The sequence below is a fragment of the Pseudomonas sp. GW821-FHT07B01 genome, from assembly GCF_059419065.1.
On sequence record NZ_JBWKRA010000045.1, the window covers coordinates 1 to 15,010 of the forward strand.

At 60.2% G+C, this 15,010-nt stretch carries 16 protein-coding genes; 9 read left to right on the forward strand and 7 right to left on the reverse strand.

All coding sequences use genetic code 11. The features are described from left to right. Positions 1–88: 88 nt before the first annotated feature. Entirely contained in the window at positions 89–739 is a 651-nt protein-coding gene (locus tag AC07S6_RS27065) for a YceH family protein (RefSeq protein WP_054898808.1), read from the reverse strand. A gap of 116 nt (positions 740–855) precedes the next feature. Here AC07S6_RS27065 and AC07S6_RS27070 point away from each other — a divergent pair, with 116 nt between their 5' ends. Beyond that, positions 856–1,365 (forward strand): DUF1993 domain-containing protein, encoded by a 510-nt coding sequence (locus AC07S6_RS27070; RefSeq protein ID WP_003190292.1) that lies wholly within the window; start codon positions 856–858, stop codon positions 1,363–1,365. A gap of 69 nt (positions 1,366–1,434) precedes the next feature. Here AC07S6_RS27070 and sstT read toward each other — a convergent pair whose 3' ends face one another. Further along, the gene (gene sstT, locus AC07S6_RS27075; protein ID WP_133632708.1) at positions 1,435–2,655 is read right to left on the reverse strand and encodes a serine/threonine transporter SstT; all 1,221 of its coding nucleotides are present in this window, start codon (positions 2,653–2,655) and stop codon (positions 1,435–1,437) included. Between the two features lie 241 nt (positions 2,656–2,896). Here sstT and AC07S6_RS27080 point away from each other — a divergent pair, with 241 nt between their 5' ends. Next, positions 2,897–4,051 carry an MFS transporter gene (locus AC07S6_RS27080; protein ID WP_495113394.1) on the forward strand — a complete coding sequence of 385 codons (1,155 nt, stop codon included), beginning with the start codon at positions 2,897–2,899 and terminating at the stop codon, positions 4,049–4,051. A 4-nt stretch (positions 4,052–4,055) separates the two neighbouring features. Here the strand turns inward: AC07S6_RS27080 and nhaR are convergent, their stop codons facing one another. Beyond that, positions 4,056–4,958, reverse strand: a complete 903-nt coding sequence (gene nhaR, locus AC07S6_RS27085) for a transcriptional activator NhaR (RefSeq protein ID WP_034125797.1) — start codon at positions 4,956–4,958, stop codon at positions 4,056–4,058. Between the two features lie 134 nt (positions 4,959–5,092). On the opposite strand from nhaR, the gene AC07S6_RS27090 reads away from it, so the two are divergent. The 4 genes from AC07S6_RS27090 (at position 5,093) to mnmH (ending at position 8,356) form a co-directional block, all read left to right on the forward strand. Then, positions 5,093–5,344, forward strand: a complete 252-nt coding sequence (locus AC07S6_RS27090) for a hypothetical protein (protein WP_014717957.1) — start codon at positions 5,093–5,095, stop codon at positions 5,342–5,344. Between the two features lie 31 nt (positions 5,345–5,375). Continuing rightward, on the forward strand, positions 5,376–6,125 hold the full coding sequence (locus AC07S6_RS27095) for a TerC family protein (protein ID WP_014717958.1): 750 nt from the start codon (positions 5,376–5,378) through the stop codon (positions 6,123–6,125). 93 nt (positions 6,126–6,218) lie between these two features. Further along, entirely contained in the window at positions 6,219–7,253 is a 1,035-nt protein-coding gene (gene selD / locus AC07S6_RS27100) for a selenide, water dikinase SelD (protein ID WP_020302053.1), read from the forward strand. Beyond that, a complete protein-coding gene (mnmH, locus tag AC07S6_RS27105; RefSeq protein ID WP_495113395.1) occupies positions 7,253–8,356 on the forward strand; it encodes a tRNA 2-selenouridine(34) synthase MnmH in 1,104 nt (367 codons plus the stop codon). The genes selD and mnmH overlap by 1 nt, the downstream gene beginning before the upstream one ends. A 109-nt stretch (positions 8,357–8,465) precedes the next feature. Here mnmH and AC07S6_RS27110 read toward each other — a convergent pair whose 3' ends face one another. Together AC07S6_RS27110 and AC07S6_RS27115 are read right to left on the reverse strand one after the other, a co-directional pair. Further along, on the reverse strand, positions 8,466–9,521 hold the full coding sequence (locus AC07S6_RS27110; RefSeq protein ID WP_495113396.1) for a permease: 1,056 nt from the start codon (positions 9,519–9,521) through the stop codon (positions 8,466–8,468). A gap of 58 nt (positions 9,522–9,579) precedes the next feature. Beyond that, on the reverse strand, positions 9,580–10,281 hold the full coding sequence (locus AC07S6_RS27115; protein WP_495113397.1) for a histidine phosphatase family protein: 702 nt from the start codon (positions 10,279–10,281) through the stop codon (positions 9,580–9,582). A 250-nt stretch (positions 10,282–10,531) separates the two neighbouring features. Here AC07S6_RS27115 and AC07S6_RS27120 point away from each other — a divergent pair, with 250 nt between their 5' ends. From AC07S6_RS27120 to hemB, 3 genes are all read left to right on the forward strand, one after another. Further along, positions 10,532–11,230, forward strand: a complete 699-nt coding sequence (locus AC07S6_RS27120; protein ID WP_034125793.1) for a glutathione S-transferase N-terminal domain-containing protein — start codon at positions 10,532–10,534, stop codon at positions 11,228–11,230. Positions 11,231–11,233: 3 nt separating this feature from the next. Beyond that, entirely contained in the window at positions 11,234–12,076 is an 843-nt protein-coding gene (locus tag AC07S6_RS27125; protein WP_495113398.1) for a PhzF family phenazine biosynthesis protein, read from the forward strand. Positions 12,077–12,192: 116 nt separating this feature from the next. Next, positions 12,193–13,167: a porphobilinogen synthase gene (hemB, locus tag AC07S6_RS27130; RefSeq protein ID WP_016977356.1), complete on the forward strand. Its 975-nt coding sequence runs from the start codon at positions 12,193–12,195 to the stop codon at positions 13,165–13,167. A 76-nt stretch (positions 13,168–13,243) separates the two neighbouring features. Here the strand turns inward: hemB and AC07S6_RS27135 are convergent, their stop codons facing one another. Beyond that, complete coding sequence (locus AC07S6_RS27135; RefSeq protein WP_495113399.1) at positions 13,244–13,546, reverse strand: contact-dependent growth inhibition system immunity protein; 303 nt, start codon at positions 13,544–13,546, stop codon at positions 13,244–13,246. Further along, a partial coding sequence (locus AC07S6_RS27140; RefSeq protein WP_495113400.1) for an RNase A-like domain-containing protein occupies positions 13,543–15,010 on the reverse strand: 1,468 nt, incomplete at its 5' end. The genes AC07S6_RS27140 and AC07S6_RS27135, both read right to left, overlap by 4 nt.

Consider the following 15,010-nt stretch of genomic DNA (forward strand, 5'->3'; position numbering starts at 1 on the left):
GCTCTGCTGAAAGGGCAAAGCGAATATCAGCCAAAAGTTGGTTGAGGGTTGCCCCTCAACCATAGAATCTCCCACATGTTTATCTGCGTTATGCCTGTTCCAGCTGCGCCAGCCGTTCTTCCAGTGCGGCAATCCGCGCTTCCAGCTCTTCAATCCGCTCCACCGAAACAGCCCCCGCGCTACGCTCTACCGGATTACCCCGTGCGGTCATAATCGCCTCAATATCCGCTGGGTCCCCCAACGCATGGGTGTACCGGTCTTCCCGCTGCCCCGCCTGACGCGGCACCAGCAGCGCCAGTCCCCGAGCAATCAGGCGTTCGAGCTGATGCACAACCTGTTCGGCATCCTCAAAGTCATGCATACGCCCGCTGCGGGTGAGCAACTCGTTGACGGTCTGCGGCCCCCGCAGGAACAGCAGCCCGGTCAGGATCACCTGGGCCGGCACCAGTTCCAGGGCCTTGTCCACACGGTGCTCCCAGCGGTCGGCGCGGCTGCCCATCACCAAGCGCGTGAAGCCTTGGCCTTCGAGCGCGCGCAGGCTCTGGCCGACCTGGCCTTGGCTGAGGTTCATCACCGGCTCGCGGCTGGTCTTCTGGTTGCAGGCCAGCACCAGCGCGTTGAGCGTCAGGGGGTAGGTTTCCGGGTTAGTCGCCTGTTTCTCGATCAGGCAGCCCAGGATGCGGATTTCCGTGCTGTTCAGGCGCGGCTCAGGGGTGTCGGTGTCGTGCTCGGCGGTCATCGCGCTTTCCCTATGCAGTGAAGCCCCTTAGCCTAAGCTTGAAAAAATAAAAGACAAGCGCCAGGCATGGCTATAATCGCGGCTGGTTCCAACCCCGCCATTACCGTGAGACTGTCATGACTATTTCCCTGTACGCCGCTTCCATCCCGGTCTTCAAGCAAATGCTCAACGCCCTCAGCGATGTGCTGAACAAAGCTGAAGCCCATGCCAGCGCCAAGAACATCGAGCCCAACGCCTTGCTGCAAGCGCGCCTGTTCCCGGACATGTTCCCGTTGGTGCGCCAGGTGCAGATCGCCGTGGACTTCGCCAAAGGTGTGTCGGCACGCCTGGCCGAGATCGAAGTACCGAAGTACGAAGACAGCGAAGTCACCTTTGCCGACCTGCAAGCGCTGATCGCGAAGGTCCTGGCTTTCGTCGACACCATCAAGCCCGAGCAGATCGACGGCAAGGAAGGCATCGAGATCGTCACCCGACCAGGCACCCCGAAAGAGAAGCGCTTCAGCGGCCAGTCCTACCTGCTGACCTACGGCCTGCCGCAGTTCTTCTTCCACGTCACCACCGCTTACGCTTTGTTGCGTCACAACGGTGTGGAAGTGGGCAAGCGCGATTACATGGGCGCGTTCTAAACACGCAGGTACAAAAAAAGCCCGGTGCCGTTCTCTGCGAACGTCACCGGGCTTTTTTATGGGGCTGTGTTAAGCGGCCTGTTCTTCCTTGCCCAAACACGCCGCTGCGGTAAACAGCACATCGGTAGACGAGTTGAGTGCGGTTTCCGCCGAGTCCTGCAGCACGCCGATGATGAAACCTACAGCCACAACCTGCATGGCGATTTCACTTGGAATACCAAACAGGCTGCATGCCAGCGGGATCAGCAGCAGCGAGCCGCCAGCCACGCCGGAAGCGCCACAGGCGCAAATGGCCGCGACCACGCTGAGCAGCACGGCGGTTGGCAGGTCCACGGTAATCCCGAGAGTGTGCACAGCCGCCAGGGTCAGCACGGTGATAGTGATGGCGGCGCCGGCCATGTTGATGGTGGCACCGAGGGGGATCGACACCGAGTAGGTGTCTTCATGCAGGCCCAGGCGTTTGCTCAACGCCAGGTTGACCGGAATGTTCGCTGCCGAGCTGCGCGTGAAGAAGGCGGTGATGCCGCTTTCACGCAGGCACATCAGCACCAGCGGGTACGGGTTGCGGCGCAGTTTCCAGAACACGATGGCCGGGTTGATCACCAACGCCACGAAGAGCATGCAGCCGATCAGCACCACCAGCAGATGGGCATAGCCGAGCAGGGCGCCGAAACCCGAGGTGGCCAGGGTGGAGGCCACCAGGCCAAAGATGCCCAGCGGGGCGAAGCGGATCACCACGCGCACGATCAGGGTGACGCCGTTGGACAAGTCGTCCAATACCGTACGGGTGGTTTCACCGGCATGGCGAATGGCGATGCCCATGCCAATGGCCCAGGCCAGGATGCCGATGAAGTTGGCGTTCATCAGCGCACTGACCGGGTTATCCACCACGCTGAGCAATAGGCTTTGCAGCACCTCGCCGATACCGCCGGGGGCGCTTACCGTGGCGTCATGGGTGACCAGTACCAAGGCAGACGGGAACAACATACTGGCGACCACTGCAACCACGGCGGCGGAAAAAGTGCCGAGCAGGTACAGAAACAGGATCGGGCGGATGTGGGTTTCCTGACCGTGCTTGTGGTTGGCAATGGAAGCCATGACCAGCACAAACACCAGGATCGGCGCGACAGCCTTCAGCGCCGTGACAAACACCTTGCCGATAAAACCGGTGGCGCGCGCGGCCTCGGGGAACAGCAAGGCCAGCACGATCCCGGCAATCAGGCCGATGACAATTTGGGTGACCAGGCTGACGCGCATTAAACGTTGCAACAGGGAAGGGGCAGCAGTCATAAAGAGTTGTCTCTAGTTTTTTTAGTAGGGCACAGCATTGCAGGCAGAAAGTACTGTAGGAAGTAGGCGCGAAGTCTAGCATGCTGTAGGACACGTCTCGTTTGCTGCGGCATTCCGTCACCCGTTTCAGTCGGGCTTGGTCAAATCCAGACATGTTCTGTTAAGATTCCCCCCTCTCATCTTTCCTCTCCGTCAGCGGGCCCTTCGGGCTGTCGTTGATGTCGTCGTTTCTGGAGTTTTCATGTTGTTTCCTATCCTGCTGCTGTCAGCCGCCGGTTTTACCGTGCTGACCACAGAATTCGTCATCGTCGGCCTGTTGCCGTCGATTGCTCGGGACCTGAACGTCAGCGTGTCCCAGGCGGGGCTGCTGGTGACGCTGTTCGCGTTCACCGTGGCAGCGTTCGGCCCGTTCCTCACCGCCTACTGCGCGCGCTTTTCGCGCAAGCGCCTGTTTATCAGCATCCTGATCATGTTTGCAGCGGCCAATACCGTGGCGGCATTGGCGCCGAATATCTGGGTGATGGCCATGGCCCGTTTGATTCCCGCCTTGGGCTTGCCAGTGTTCTGGGCCCTGGCCAGCGAAACGGCGGTAGACATTGTCGGCCCTGAGTTCGCTGGGCGTGCGATTGAAAAAATCGGCTTTGGCATTGTTTGTGCCACCGTATTTGGTATTCCGGTGGGCACGCTGATTTCCGATATGTTCGGCTGGCGCACCGCGTTCGCCGTGCTTGCGGTGATTGCCCTGGCCAAGGCATTGCTGCTGTATGTCTACCTGCCGGTTACCGCGGCCAAGCACCAGCAGGCCAGCTTGCGCTCGCAATTCAAGATCCTGCGCAGCCCAGTGATGCAGGGGCATATCCTGCTGTCGATCCTGGTGTTCAGTGGCATGTTCACCGCCTATACCTACTTGGCAGATATCCTTGAGCAGTTGGCCGGGTTCGACGGCACCTTGGTGGGCTGGTGCCTGATGGGCTTTGGCGCGGTCGGGCTGATTGGCAACTCCCTCGGCGGACGTGCCGTGGATCGTCACCCATTGATCGCGTCCATGGTGTTCTGCGGGTTCATGATCGCGGGCATGGTGGCGGTGGTGCCGGCGATTCACTCGACCATCGGCCTGGCCGCGGCGATGGCGGTGTGGGGCGTGACCCAGGCGGCGATGTTCCTGGTCAGCCATGTGCGCTTGATGAAGGCCGCGCCTCATGCGCCGGCGTTTGCGGCGTCGCTGAACATTGCCGGCGCCAACCTCGGCATTGGCCTGGGCGCGATGGTGGGCGGGCATGTCATCGACACCCTGGGCCTGGGCAGCCTGGGGTTTGCCGCTTCGGGGTTTATCCTGGTGTCGATCCTGCTCGCACTGTGGCTGATGACCGCCAAACCCACGGCGCTCAATGCCTGAGCGATCAGGGCAGGGCGGTAAACAACTCCCGCCGGGCACCCTCGGTAATTGCCACAATGCCGGGGTGCTTGACCTTGCGCTCCACTGAGATCGCATAAAACGACTCGGTCACTGCATCGGTCTGGCCGATCAGCGCCACGCCGTATTGGCGCACCACCTCGTCGGCGATCACGCTGGGCGCGATAAAAATCCCGCTGCCGGATTGCCCGAACGCCTGCATCAAGGCGCTGTCGTCGAACTCGCCGATGATGCGGGGTTGAATCTGCTGTTCGGCAAACCAGCGCTGCAACCGGCTGCGCACTACGGTCTCAGCGCCCGGAATCAACAGCGGTGCGCCCTGCAAACACTGTGGGAAATCCCCTCCATGCTGGTCAGCCAACGCCTGGGTGGCGAAAAAACTGATGCCGCATTCTCCCAGCTTCTGGCTGTAGCCCTTGATGTCCAAGTGCGTGGGCATGGGGCTGTCGGAAATCACCAGGTCCAGGCGCTGGATCGCCAGGTCGGCCAGTAAACGTTCGAGTTTGTCTTCACGGCAGGTGATGCGGATCGGTTCGCTCAACTCCATGGTCGGCGCGATCAACCGGTACACGATGGACTTGGGCACCACATCCGCCACCCCAACGCGGAACGGGATCTGCTGCTCGTCAGGCTGGGCGCGCAGCATCGCCTCCAGTTCATTGCCGGTCTGGAACATCTGCTCGGCGTAGGGCAGCGCCTGGCGCCCGGCTTCGGTCAGTTCAAGCTGGCGCCCGACCCGCTGAAACAGGGCAATACCGAAGGTCTGCTCCAACAGGCTGATCTGCCCGCTGATGGTCTGCGGCGTGAGGTTCAACTGCTCACAGGCGCGCACGATGCTGCCGGTCTTGGCTACCACCCAGAAGTAATGCAGCTGTCGATAATTGAGCATGCTCGCTTACACTTCGCAAAAACCGAAGTATACGCGAGAAAAATACGAATTTTACTGAACTGTTCGCCTGCATAGAATGCCTCGCTATCGAGGGGCCACTATTTGGACCCAAGGGTTCTAACGAGGAATACATCATGAAACTCAATTCCCTGGGCGCGGCGTCGTTGCTTGCGCTTTCATTGATAGGGGTCAGCGGCTGTGATCAAGTCGAGAAAAGCGCGCAACAGGTGCTGGGCAAGGCTACCGAGTCGGCCAAGCAGGCCATCGACGACACCCACAAGGCCGCCGAGCAGGCATTGAGTGAAGCAACCCAGGGCTTGATCAGCCCTGAGAAGCAGGAAAAGGACGCCGAAAACGCTGCTGAATCCGACACCAAAGAAACCTAATTCCCCAGCACTACCACGTCAGGACTGACCTATGGATTACCTTTTACAACTGGCCGCCAGCCCCACCGCCTGGGTCGCACTGGCTACCTTGATCGTCATGGAAATCGTGCTGGGCATCGATAACCTGATCTTTATCTCGATCCTTACCAATAAACTGCCGGAGAAGCACCGGGCCAAGGCGCGGCGCATTGGTATCAGCATGGCGTTGATATTGCGCCTGGGCCTGTTGAGCACCATCGCGTTCATCGTGCAATTGACGACACCGGTGTTCGAAGTATTCGGCCAGGCGTTCTCGTGGAAGGACATGATCCTGATCGCCGGCGGCCTGTTCCTGGTGTGGAAGGCAACCACCGAGATCCATCACAGCATGGACCCGGAGCCTGAAGAGAAGGCAACCGTCAGCAATACCGTGACCATCGGCTTTGCTGCCGCCATCGGCCAGATCCTGATGCTCGACCTGGTGTTCTCCATCGACAGCATCATCACCGCCGTGGGCATGACCGAGCACTTGCCGATCATGATCATTGCCGTGGTGGTCTCGGTGATCGTGATGCTGGTGGCCGCTGAACCGTTGGCCAAGTTCATCAACGACAACCCGACCGTGGTGATGCTGGCCCTGGGCTTCTTGATCATGATCGGCATGACGCTGATCGCCGAAGGCTTCGGCGCCCACGTGCCAAAAGGCTACGTGTATGCGGCCATGGCCTTCTCGGCGGCGATCGAATGCTTGAACATCGCCCGGCGTAACCGGCACGCACGTTTGCTCGCTGCGCGTCAGTAACCGCTGAACAAACAGGCCGGCTGTGCTCACAAGAGCCCAGCCGGCCTTTTGCTGTCTGCTAGAATCGGCCCACTTGATAGCTTGAGGTCCCCCATGAACGAGCCGATTCGCCTTACCCAGTACAGCCACGGTGCGGGTTGCGGTTGCAAGATTTCGCCCCAGGTCCTGGAAGTGATCCTTGCGGGCAGCGGTGCACAGAACCTCGACCCCAACCTGTGGGTGGGCAATGCCTCCCGCGACGATGCGGCGGTATACGCCATCGACGACGAGCGCGGCGTGGTGTCCACCACGGACTTTTTCATGCCTATTGTCGACGACCCATTCGACTTCGGCCGCATCGCCGCCACCAATGCCATCAGCGACATCTACGCCATGGGCGGCGATCCCTTGATGGCCATCGCCATTCTCGGCTGGCCGGTCAATGTGCTCGCGCCGGAGATTGCCCGCGAAGTGATTCGCGGCGGTCGGGCGGTGTGCGACGCGGCGGGCATCCCGCTTGCGGGCGGGCATTCCATCGACGCGCCGGAGCCGATCTTCGGCCTGGCCGTGACCGGCATCGTGCAAAAGCGCCATATGAAGCGTAACGACACGGCCACTGCCGGTTGCCGCCTGTACCTGACCAAGCCCCTGGGCATCGGCATCCTCACCACCGCCGAGAAGAAGGGCAAGCTGCGCGAGGCGGATATCGGCCTGGCCCGTGACTGGATGTGCACCCTCAACAAGCCGGGCAGCCGTTTCGGCAAGTTGGCCGGTGTAACGGCCATGACCGATGTCACCGGTTTCGGCCTGCTCGGCCACCTGGTGGAAATGGCCGATGGCAGTGGCCTGACGGCCCGTATCGACTATGCAAAGGTTCCGCGCCTGCCGGGGGTGGAGTATTACCTGGACCAGGGCTGTGTGCCGGGTGGCACCTTGCGCAACTTTGAAAGCTACGCCAGCAAGCTGGGGCGTGTGCAGGAGCTGCACAAGCGCGTGCTGTGCGACCCCCAGACCAGCGGTGGCTTGCTGATCGCCGTTACCCCGGAAGGTGATGCCGAGTTCCACGCCGTCGCCGCCGAGCTGGGCCTGGCCCTTGAGCCTATCGGTGAACTGCTGGAGCGACAGACCAACGCGGTTGAGGTGATTTGATGGCAACGGACATCACCGATTACCGCGACATTTTCCTCAACGACCGCCCGATGATGGATACCCGCGCGCCGGTCGAATTCACTAAGGGCGCGTTCCCCGGGGTGATCAACCTGCCGCTGATGACCGACGATGAGCGCCAGCGAGTCGGCACCTGTTACAAGCAGCAAGGCCAGCAAGCGGCAATCGTGCTGGGGCATGAACTGGTGTCGGGGGCAATCAAGGCCGAGCGCATAGAACAGTGGGCGCAGTTTGCCCAGGCTAACCCCAATGGCTACCTGTACTGCTTTCGGGGCGGCCTGCGTTCGCAGATCGTGCAGCAATGGTTGAAAACCGAAGCCGGCATCGAATACCCCCGCGTCGGCGGTGGCTACAAGGCCATGCGCACCTTCCTGTTGGACACCCTGGAGCAGGCGACTGCCCAGTGTGATTTCGTACTGCTGGGCGGCATGACTGGCACCGGCAAGACCGAAGTGCTCGGCCAACTGCGCAATGCCTTGGATTTGGAAGGGCACGCCAACCATCGCGGTTCCAGCTTCGGCAAGCGCGCGACGGCGCAACCCTCCAATATCGACTTCGAAAATCGCCTGGCGGTGGATTTACTGAAGAAGCGCGCAGATGGTATCGAGCAGTTTGTGGTCGAGGACGAGAGCCGCATGATCGGCAGCTGTGCGCTGCCGCTGCCATTGCACAAGGGCATGCAGACGTTTCCGATGGTGTGGCTGGAAGACAGCGTCGAGGGCCGTGTCGAGCGCATCCTGAAGGATTACGTGGTGGATCTGTGCGCCGAGTTCATTGAGGTGTTTGGGGAAATCGGCCAGCGATTATTTGCCGAGCGCCTGACCCAGAGCCTGGCCAATATTCACAAGCGCCTGGGCGGTGAGCGTTTCCAACGGCTGCAGGCGGTGTTGCAGGAGGCCCTGGCCGAACAGGCACGCAGCGGCGCAGTGGAGTTGCATCGGGTATGGATTGAAGGCTTGTTGCGTGAGTATTACGACCCGATGTATGCGTTCCAGCGCGAGAGCAAGGGCGCGCGTATCGAGTTTGCCGGGGAGCAGGGGGCGGTGGTGGAGTATTTGCGTGAGCGGGCGGCCCGGGTGGGGTGACCTTTCGGACGCTATCGCAGGCAAGCCAGCTCCCACCTTTGTATGTATTCACACTTCAAAAGGTGGGAGCTGGCTTGCCTGCGATGAGGCCATCAGCCCCACTGAAACTCTAAAGAATTACCGCTCCAATCAACCCACACACCACCCCCACCAGCATGGTCAAGCCGGCCACCGTCACCAGCACCCGCGCATCGAAATCCTTGCGCAGCATCAACAGCGACGGCAGGCTCACGCTCGGCAGGGTCATCAGCAAGGCGACGGCCGGGCCGGTGTCCATGCCCAGGGTCATCATGGTTTGTACGATGGGAATCTCTGCCGCTGTCGGAATCACGAACAGCGTGCCCACAATCGCCAGCGGCACCAGCCACACCAGGCTGTCGGCCATCGCCCCGTCCACATGAGGGAACAGCCACACCCGCGCCGCGCCGAGGATCAGCACCGCCAGGATATACACCGGGATAGTGCTCCAGAACAGTTGCCACAGCGTGCGTAACCAGCGGCTCAGGAACGGCTGCGACTCCACCGTGCTGACGTCGGCAACGGCCTCCAGCGCGGCTTCCGGCACATGGTCCGGGCGCGCAATACGCTGTGCCACCAGGGACACGCCCACCACCAGCACAATCCCCGCCACCAGCCGCAGCGCGGTGAAACCCCAGCCCAGCACAAAGCCCATGAACACCAGTGTGGCCGGGTTCAATACCGGGTTGGCAATCCAGAACGCCAGCGCCGCGCCGACCGACACCTGCTGGCGGCGCATGCCCGCCGCCACCGGGGCCGCGCAGCAACTGCACATCATCCCCGGCAGGGCGAACAGCCCTCCGCGCAGGGTCGAGCCCAGCCCGGCGCGGCCAAACAGGCGCAGCAGCCAGTCGCGAGGGATCAATACCTGCAGCAATGAACCGAGGATCACTGCCAGTACGGCGGCTTTCCAGATGGCCAGGAAATACACCTGGGCATAGGCCAGCGCCGCCGCCAGGGGCGAGCTTTGCTGGTCATTGAGAATCGAGGCGCCAATGCTGTGGTTGTCGGCCGCTACAAACGCCTTGAGGTAGTAGGGCGACCACTTCACATAGTAGAGGCCGATGCAGGCCACCAGGAGAAACAGCGCGGGTTTGCACCAGAATGCCCAGCCGCGGTTGGGCTGGGTGGAAGCGAGGTTGGACATGGAGAGGATCCGCAGGTGAGTCGATAGCCCGGCATCATACGCCCCTGCGGCCCAAGCTTCAGATATCTGCGCTGACCTGGGTCGGGGCCGGGCAGTTTTCCCCGCCGTTATTCAGCCCTTGCTTGTAGTTGCGGCTGAGCAGCGAAGCCTTGCCGTTGTGCCAGGTCAATGTCAGCACGTACAGGGAGTCATAGTCATTTCCAGACCAATCATCGGTAATGGTGTGTTTTTCGCCAGATGCTTCGCTGGCGACTTTGTTGATCAGTTCCGGCAAGTAACCGTGGGACCAGGCCGTGTAGATGGTCGCGTTGCGGTACTTGTCCTCGACCAGTTCTTCGGCCAGGGCACTGGTGTCATTCGCTGAGAACTCGATATTCACCGGCAGGCCGAGCTTGATCGCGCTGGGGCTGATGGTGATCAGTGGGCGAATGTAGCTGTAGGAGTTATCCAGTTCGCCTTCCTCGACGTTGCGCGTCGGGTTGGCAGCGAACACATAGTTGGCTTTGCCGAACTTTTCCGGCAACAGGGTCGCCAGGTTCATGGCGCGGTTCAGGCCCTGGCAATTGAGTTGGCCCAGGCCACCGGCGGGTTTTTCGCCGTGGCGCAGGAATACCAGGGTTTGCACGCCATCGACCGGTTGCGCACGGCTTTCACGGGCGTCCAGGGCGGTGACGATGGCAGCGCTGACCAGCAGCAGCGGCAATACCATGTAGGAATAACGTTTGAGTTGTGGCACAAGGCGCAGAGGCTTGATCTTCATGATAGGTTCGAGTCTTCGTGCGTCGGGTTAAGGCGGACAAGCCCGGCCCCAGTGACGCATCAGCGTCCTGCGGTGTTCCCTGTCGATATAGCAAGCAGCCTCCATTCATTGTTCGGGCGCTCTTAAGAGTGCATTCGGGCGCTTTGGTTCGCCCACGCGGGATACTAGCCGGCAAATGTTGCGCAACGATGACCCATGCACGACGGCAGGCAGATGACTATGATGGGGCTTTCCGTCCAGGGGGTTCTCGATGAACGCACTCGCCGCTTTCCCGATCAACAGCAAATGGCCCGCCCAGCACCCAGAACGCCTGCAGCTGTATTCGCTACCAACGCCCAACGGCGTCAAGGTGTCGATCATGCTCGAAGAACTGGGCCTGCCTTACGAGGCGCACAAGGTCAGCTTCGACACCCAGGACCAATTGTCTCCCGAGTTCCTGTCCCTGAACCCCAACAACAAGATCCCTGCGATTATTGACCCCAACGGCCCGAGCGGGCAGCCGCTGGCACTGTTCGAATCCGGCGCGATCCTCGTTTACCTGGCGGAAAAGACCAGCCAGTTGCTCTCCGAAGACCCGGCCACCCGCTATGAAACCCTGCAATGGTTGATGTTCCAGATGGGCGGCATTGGCCCGATGTTTGGCCAACTGGGGTTCTTTAACAAATTCGCCGGCAAGGCTTATGAGGACAAGCGCCCGCGTGATCGCTACGCCGCCGAATCGCGGCGCTTGCTGGGCGTGCTGGAAAAGCGCCTGTTGGGCCGCACCTGGATCATGGGCGACGACTACAGCATCGCCGACATTGCGACCTTTCCGTGGGTTCGCAACCTGATCGGGTTCTACGAGTCCGGTGACCTGGTAGGCATCACCGACTTCCCTAACGTACTGCGCGCGTTGGACGGCTTTGTCGCACGTCCTGCGGTGATCCGTGGCCTGAACATTCCGAGCTGATGCATGCCGACTTTCGATTTTCAACAACTGGACGTATTCAGCAGCGTGCCGCTCAAAGGCAATCCCTTGGCCGTGGTGCTGGGGGCCGATAGCTTCACCGACCAGCAGATGGCGGACTTTGCCAATTGGACCAACCTCAGCGAAACCACGTTTTTACTGACGCCGCGCGACCCACGTGCTGACTATCGGGTGAGAATCTTCACCACCCTCAAAGAGCTGCCGTTCGCCGGGCATCCGACCTTGGGCAGTTGCCACGCCTGGTTGCAGGCTGGCGGCGTGCCACGTGGGGAGGAGATTATCCAGGAGTGCGAAATCGGCTTGGTGCGTATTCGTCGCCAGGGTGACCAACTGGCGTTTATCGCGCCGCCATTGTTGCGTGCAGGGCCCGTGGAGGCGCCGTTGCTGGAACGCGTGCGCCTGGCATTGAAGCTGGCGCCCGATGCGATTGTGCGCAGCCAGTGGGTCGACAATGGTGCGGGTTGGCTGGCGGTGATGCTGGCTGATCGTGACGCGGTCCTTGCGTTGCAACCGGACTATGCGCAACTGCTGGGTCTGGCCGTAGGGGTGATCGGCCCCTGTGATCCGACGCGTGATGCGGTGGACGCGCACTTTGAAGTGCGCGCTTTTGTCGCTGGCGATGGCGCCGCCGAAGACCCGGCCACCGGCAGCTTGAATGCCGGCGTGGCCCAGTGGCTGCTCGCCGAGGGCCTGGCGCCCAGCCGTTACGTGGTCAGCCAAGGCACGGCGATCGGGCGAGCGGGGCGTATTCATATCGAGCGCCAGGGCGATGAAATCTGGGTGGGCGGCGCCGTAGCGTTGTGCATCGAAGGGCGTCTACAGCTTTAGATCAATGAATTGTTACGCACCCGGCAATACACTATTGGCCCCTCGGCATTTGTGTTGCCGGGACTTTGGGGCATAAGCTTTCGCCCCAAAGTGTTCAGCCATTTTTCAGGATTGCCATGACCAGCCAGTTCCCCCAAGCCCGTCCACGTCGCCTGCGCCGCTCCCCGGAATTGCGTGGCCTGTTCCAGGAAAGCGAATTCACCCTCAACGACCTGGTACTGCCGATTTTCGTCGAAGAAGAAATCGACGACTTCGTGCCCATCACCAGCATGCCGGGTGTGTTGCGCATTCCTGAGAAAAAACTCGCCGGTGAGATCGAGCGTTACGCCCGCGCCGGCATCAAGTCGGTGATGACCTTCGGTGTGTCCCACCACCTCGACGCCAGTGGCAGCGACACGTGGAAAGAACGCGGCCTGGTTTCGCGCATGTCCTCGATCATCAAGGACGCCGTACCGGAAATGATCGTGATGTCCGACACCTGCTTCTGCGAATACACCGACCACGGCCACTGCGGTGTGATGCACGGTGCCCATGTCGACAACGACGCGACCCTGGTCAACCTCGGCAAACAAGCCGTGGCCGCCGCCCGCGCCGGCGCCGACGTGATCGCCCCTTCAGCGGCGATGGACGGCCAGGTCCAGGCCATCCGCCGCGCCCTGGATGACGCCGGCTTCACCCACATCCCGATCATGGCCTACTCCACCAAATTCGCCTCGGCCCTTTACGGCCCCTTCCGAGAAGCCGGCGGTAGCGCGCTCAAGGGCGACCGCAAAAGCTACCAGATGAACCCGATGAACCGCCGCGAAGCCGTGCGCGAATCGCTGCTGGACGAACAGGAAGGCGCCGACGCGCTGATGGTCAAGCCTGCCGGCGCCTACCTCGACATCATCCGCGACATCCGCGAAGCCTCGCGCCTGCCGGTGGCGGCGTACCAGGTGAGCGGTGAGTACGCGATGATCAAGTTCGGCGCACAGGCCGGGGCGATTGATGAGGATCGAGTGGTGCGCGAGACGTTAGGGTCGATCAAGCGGGCGGGGGCGGATTTGATATTTACTTATTTTGCGATGGATTTGGCGTTGGCGGGGATCTAAAGGAACCTAGTACACCTGTGGCGAGCGAGCTTGCTCGCGCGGGGCTGCTTAGCAGCCCCGTATCTCGGCCAGGAAATTATTTAATGGCGTTTTTTAATGTTAAGGCAATATGGTTTAACCACGTTTGCCCATCACTCCATTCATTAGGGTAATAGTAATAACAGCCGATATCAGAGAGTAAGAATTCTTGAAGATCTTGCTCTGTTTTTTTGGCTGATATTAGTTTTTCTAGCTCTGATAGCACTATTTTTATCTTCTCTTCAGGCGACTCCGAAATAAAAAAATCAATTACATCGTTTGCGCTTTTGTGATCATCAACCCAATCTTGATTGAAGTATCCAGCAAGAAATTGCTGCAGCTCGGGGTAGTCTTTATTCATGGGTTTGGAAACCCTGTGTGAATTCGATATCCAGTATGCATTTTTTGGTCTCTGCGAATAATTAAGTAAATTTCTTTTCCGGGTACAGGTGTCGTAGTGTTCTTTTTGAAACTTGTGCCGATTGGCTCTGGGGATAGTTGAGTGATGACTATCTGCTGGTTGTTTCCTCCTAGGAAGTCTTTGATTTTGTCTTGATTGTTATCCAATACCTTTGAAACGGCGAGTTCAGCTGTTGCGCGATCATGAAACGTAGAGGCTGCCGGGATATGTGGTTCCTGTCTCAAGCGGTCAAGCAGCTGTTGATCAGTTCTACCGACATGCTTTTGCATTAGATGTCCTCCTGCCGCCTCATGTGCGGCTAAACCTCCTCCTGGAACGATTACGCTATACGGCCCTTCAGGGCAGCTTGTTTTTTTACAGCTAAGTCCCAGCGGGTCTACCCAACCTGTCGGATTGGGCACATACCGGTACCCATTGATCCCCCCCGCCAACTTCACCGGGTCCGGCGTCAGGTAACGACCAATATCCGGATTGTAGTAGCGATGGCGGTTGTAGTGCAGGCCGCTTTCCGCATCGAAATACTGACCCTGGAAGCGCAGCGGGTTGTCGATGTTGCCTACGTCGAGCCGGGCGATCTGGCCGTAGGCGCGGTAGTGGGCGGACCAGACGATTTCGCCTTCGGTGTCGGTCAGTTCTTGCGGAGTGCCGAGGTGGTCGAGTTGGTAGTGGTAGGGTTTGGTTTCTTTTGGGCCGAAACCGTCCAACAGTGCCAGTGGGCGGAAGCTGTCGGGCTCGTAGAGGTAGCTGCGATGGCGCTCTGCATGGTGTTCGGCAATCAGCTTGTCGCCTTGCCAGAAAAACTCGGTGGTCTTGGCGTCCACGGTTTTGCTGATGCGACGTCCAAATGGGTCATAGCGATAGCTGGCGGTTTCGCCGTTCGGCTTTGTGATGCTGATTAGCCGATGCTGGCAGTCGTAGCGGTATTCGGTGACGAGTTGCTGGCCCTTGCCGCGTCGTTCGCGGATGAGGTTGCCGAAGGCGTCGTAGTCGTAGTGGCGGTCGCCTTGGATTATCAGGCGGTTGGCCGCGACGATGTCCGGGCCGGGGCGGTCTTGCATGAGCAGGTTGCCGGCCGGGTTGTGGCCGAAGCGTTCCTGTATGTCTTGCGAGTGGTCGGCGCGGGTCAGGCGGTTTAGCGGGTCGTAGCGGTAAAGGTGTTCGCCTTTGCGGGTGTCGAGCAGGCGGGTGAGGTTGCCGGCTTTGTCGTAGTCGTATTGGCGTTGGTAGAGGTGGTTTTGCTGTTGGGTCACCGCGTGGGCGTGCAGGCGGTGTTGGTCATCGTAGTGGTAGTGGCTGAGCACTTGGCCTTGCTGGCGCTGATGTTCTTGGCCGCTCTTGAATAGGTGCGAGGTAAGCACTTCACCGTTGAGCTCGACGGTGGCGAGGTGGCCGCCTTTGTCGTGG

What these genes read in the sequence shown, in the direction of transcription:
- AC07S6_RS27070 (WP_003190292.1), top strand. Translation starts at nt 856, where the DNA reads ATGACTATTTCCCTGTACGCCGCTTCCATCCCGGTCTTCAAGCAAATG.
- AC07S6_RS27080 (WP_495113394.1), top strand. Translation starts at nt 2,897, where the DNA reads ATGTTGTTTCCTATCCTGCTGCTGTCAGCCGCCGGTTTTACCGTGCTG.
- mnmH (WP_495113395.1), top strand. Translation starts at nt 7,253, where the DNA reads ATGGCAACGGACATCACCGATTACCGCGACATTTTCCTCAACGACCGC.
- AC07S6_RS27110 (WP_495113396.1), bottom strand. Translation starts at nt 9,521, where the DNA reads ATGTCCAACCTCGCTTCCACCCAGCCCAACCGCGGCTGGGCATTCTGG.
- nhaR (WP_034125797.1), bottom strand. Translation starts at nt 4,958, where the DNA reads ATGCTCAATTATCGACAGCTGCATTACTTCTGGGTGGTAGCCAAGACC.
- AC07S6_RS27135 (WP_495113399.1), bottom strand. Translation starts at nt 13,546, where the DNA reads ATGAATAAAGACTACCCCGAGCTGCAGCAATTTCTTGCTGGATACTTC.
- AC07S6_RS27090 (WP_014717957.1), top strand. Translation starts at nt 5,093, where the DNA reads ATGAAACTCAATTCCCTGGGCGCGGCGTCGTTGCTTGCGCTTTCATTG.
- AC07S6_RS27065 (WP_054898808.1), bottom strand. Translation starts at nt 739, where the DNA reads ATGACCGCCGAGCACGACACCGACACCCCTGAGCCGCGCCTGAACAGC.
- sstT (WP_133632708.1), bottom strand. Translation starts at nt 2,655, where the DNA reads ATGACTGCTGCCCCTTCCCTGTTGCAACGTTTAATGCGCGTCAGCCTG.
- AC07S6_RS27125 (WP_495113398.1), top strand. Translation starts at nt 11,234, where the DNA reads ATGCCGACTTTCGATTTTCAACAACTGGACGTATTCAGCAGCGTGCCG.
- hemB (WP_016977356.1), top strand. Translation starts at nt 12,193, where the DNA reads ATGACCAGCCAGTTCCCCCAAGCCCGTCCACGTCGCCTGCGCCGCTCC.
- AC07S6_RS27095 (WP_014717958.1), top strand. Translation starts at nt 5,376, where the DNA reads ATGGATTACCTTTTACAACTGGCCGCCAGCCCCACCGCCTGGGTCGCA.
- AC07S6_RS27115 (WP_495113397.1), bottom strand. Translation starts at nt 10,281, where the DNA reads ATGAAGATCAAGCCTCTGCGCCTTGTGCCACAACTCAAACGTTATTCC.
- selD (WP_020302053.1), top strand. Translation starts at nt 6,219, where the DNA reads ATGAACGAGCCGATTCGCCTTACCCAGTACAGCCACGGTGCGGGTTGC.
- AC07S6_RS27120 (WP_034125793.1), top strand. Translation starts at nt 10,532, where the DNA reads ATGAACGCACTCGCCGCTTTCCCGATCAACAGCAAATGGCCCGCCCAG.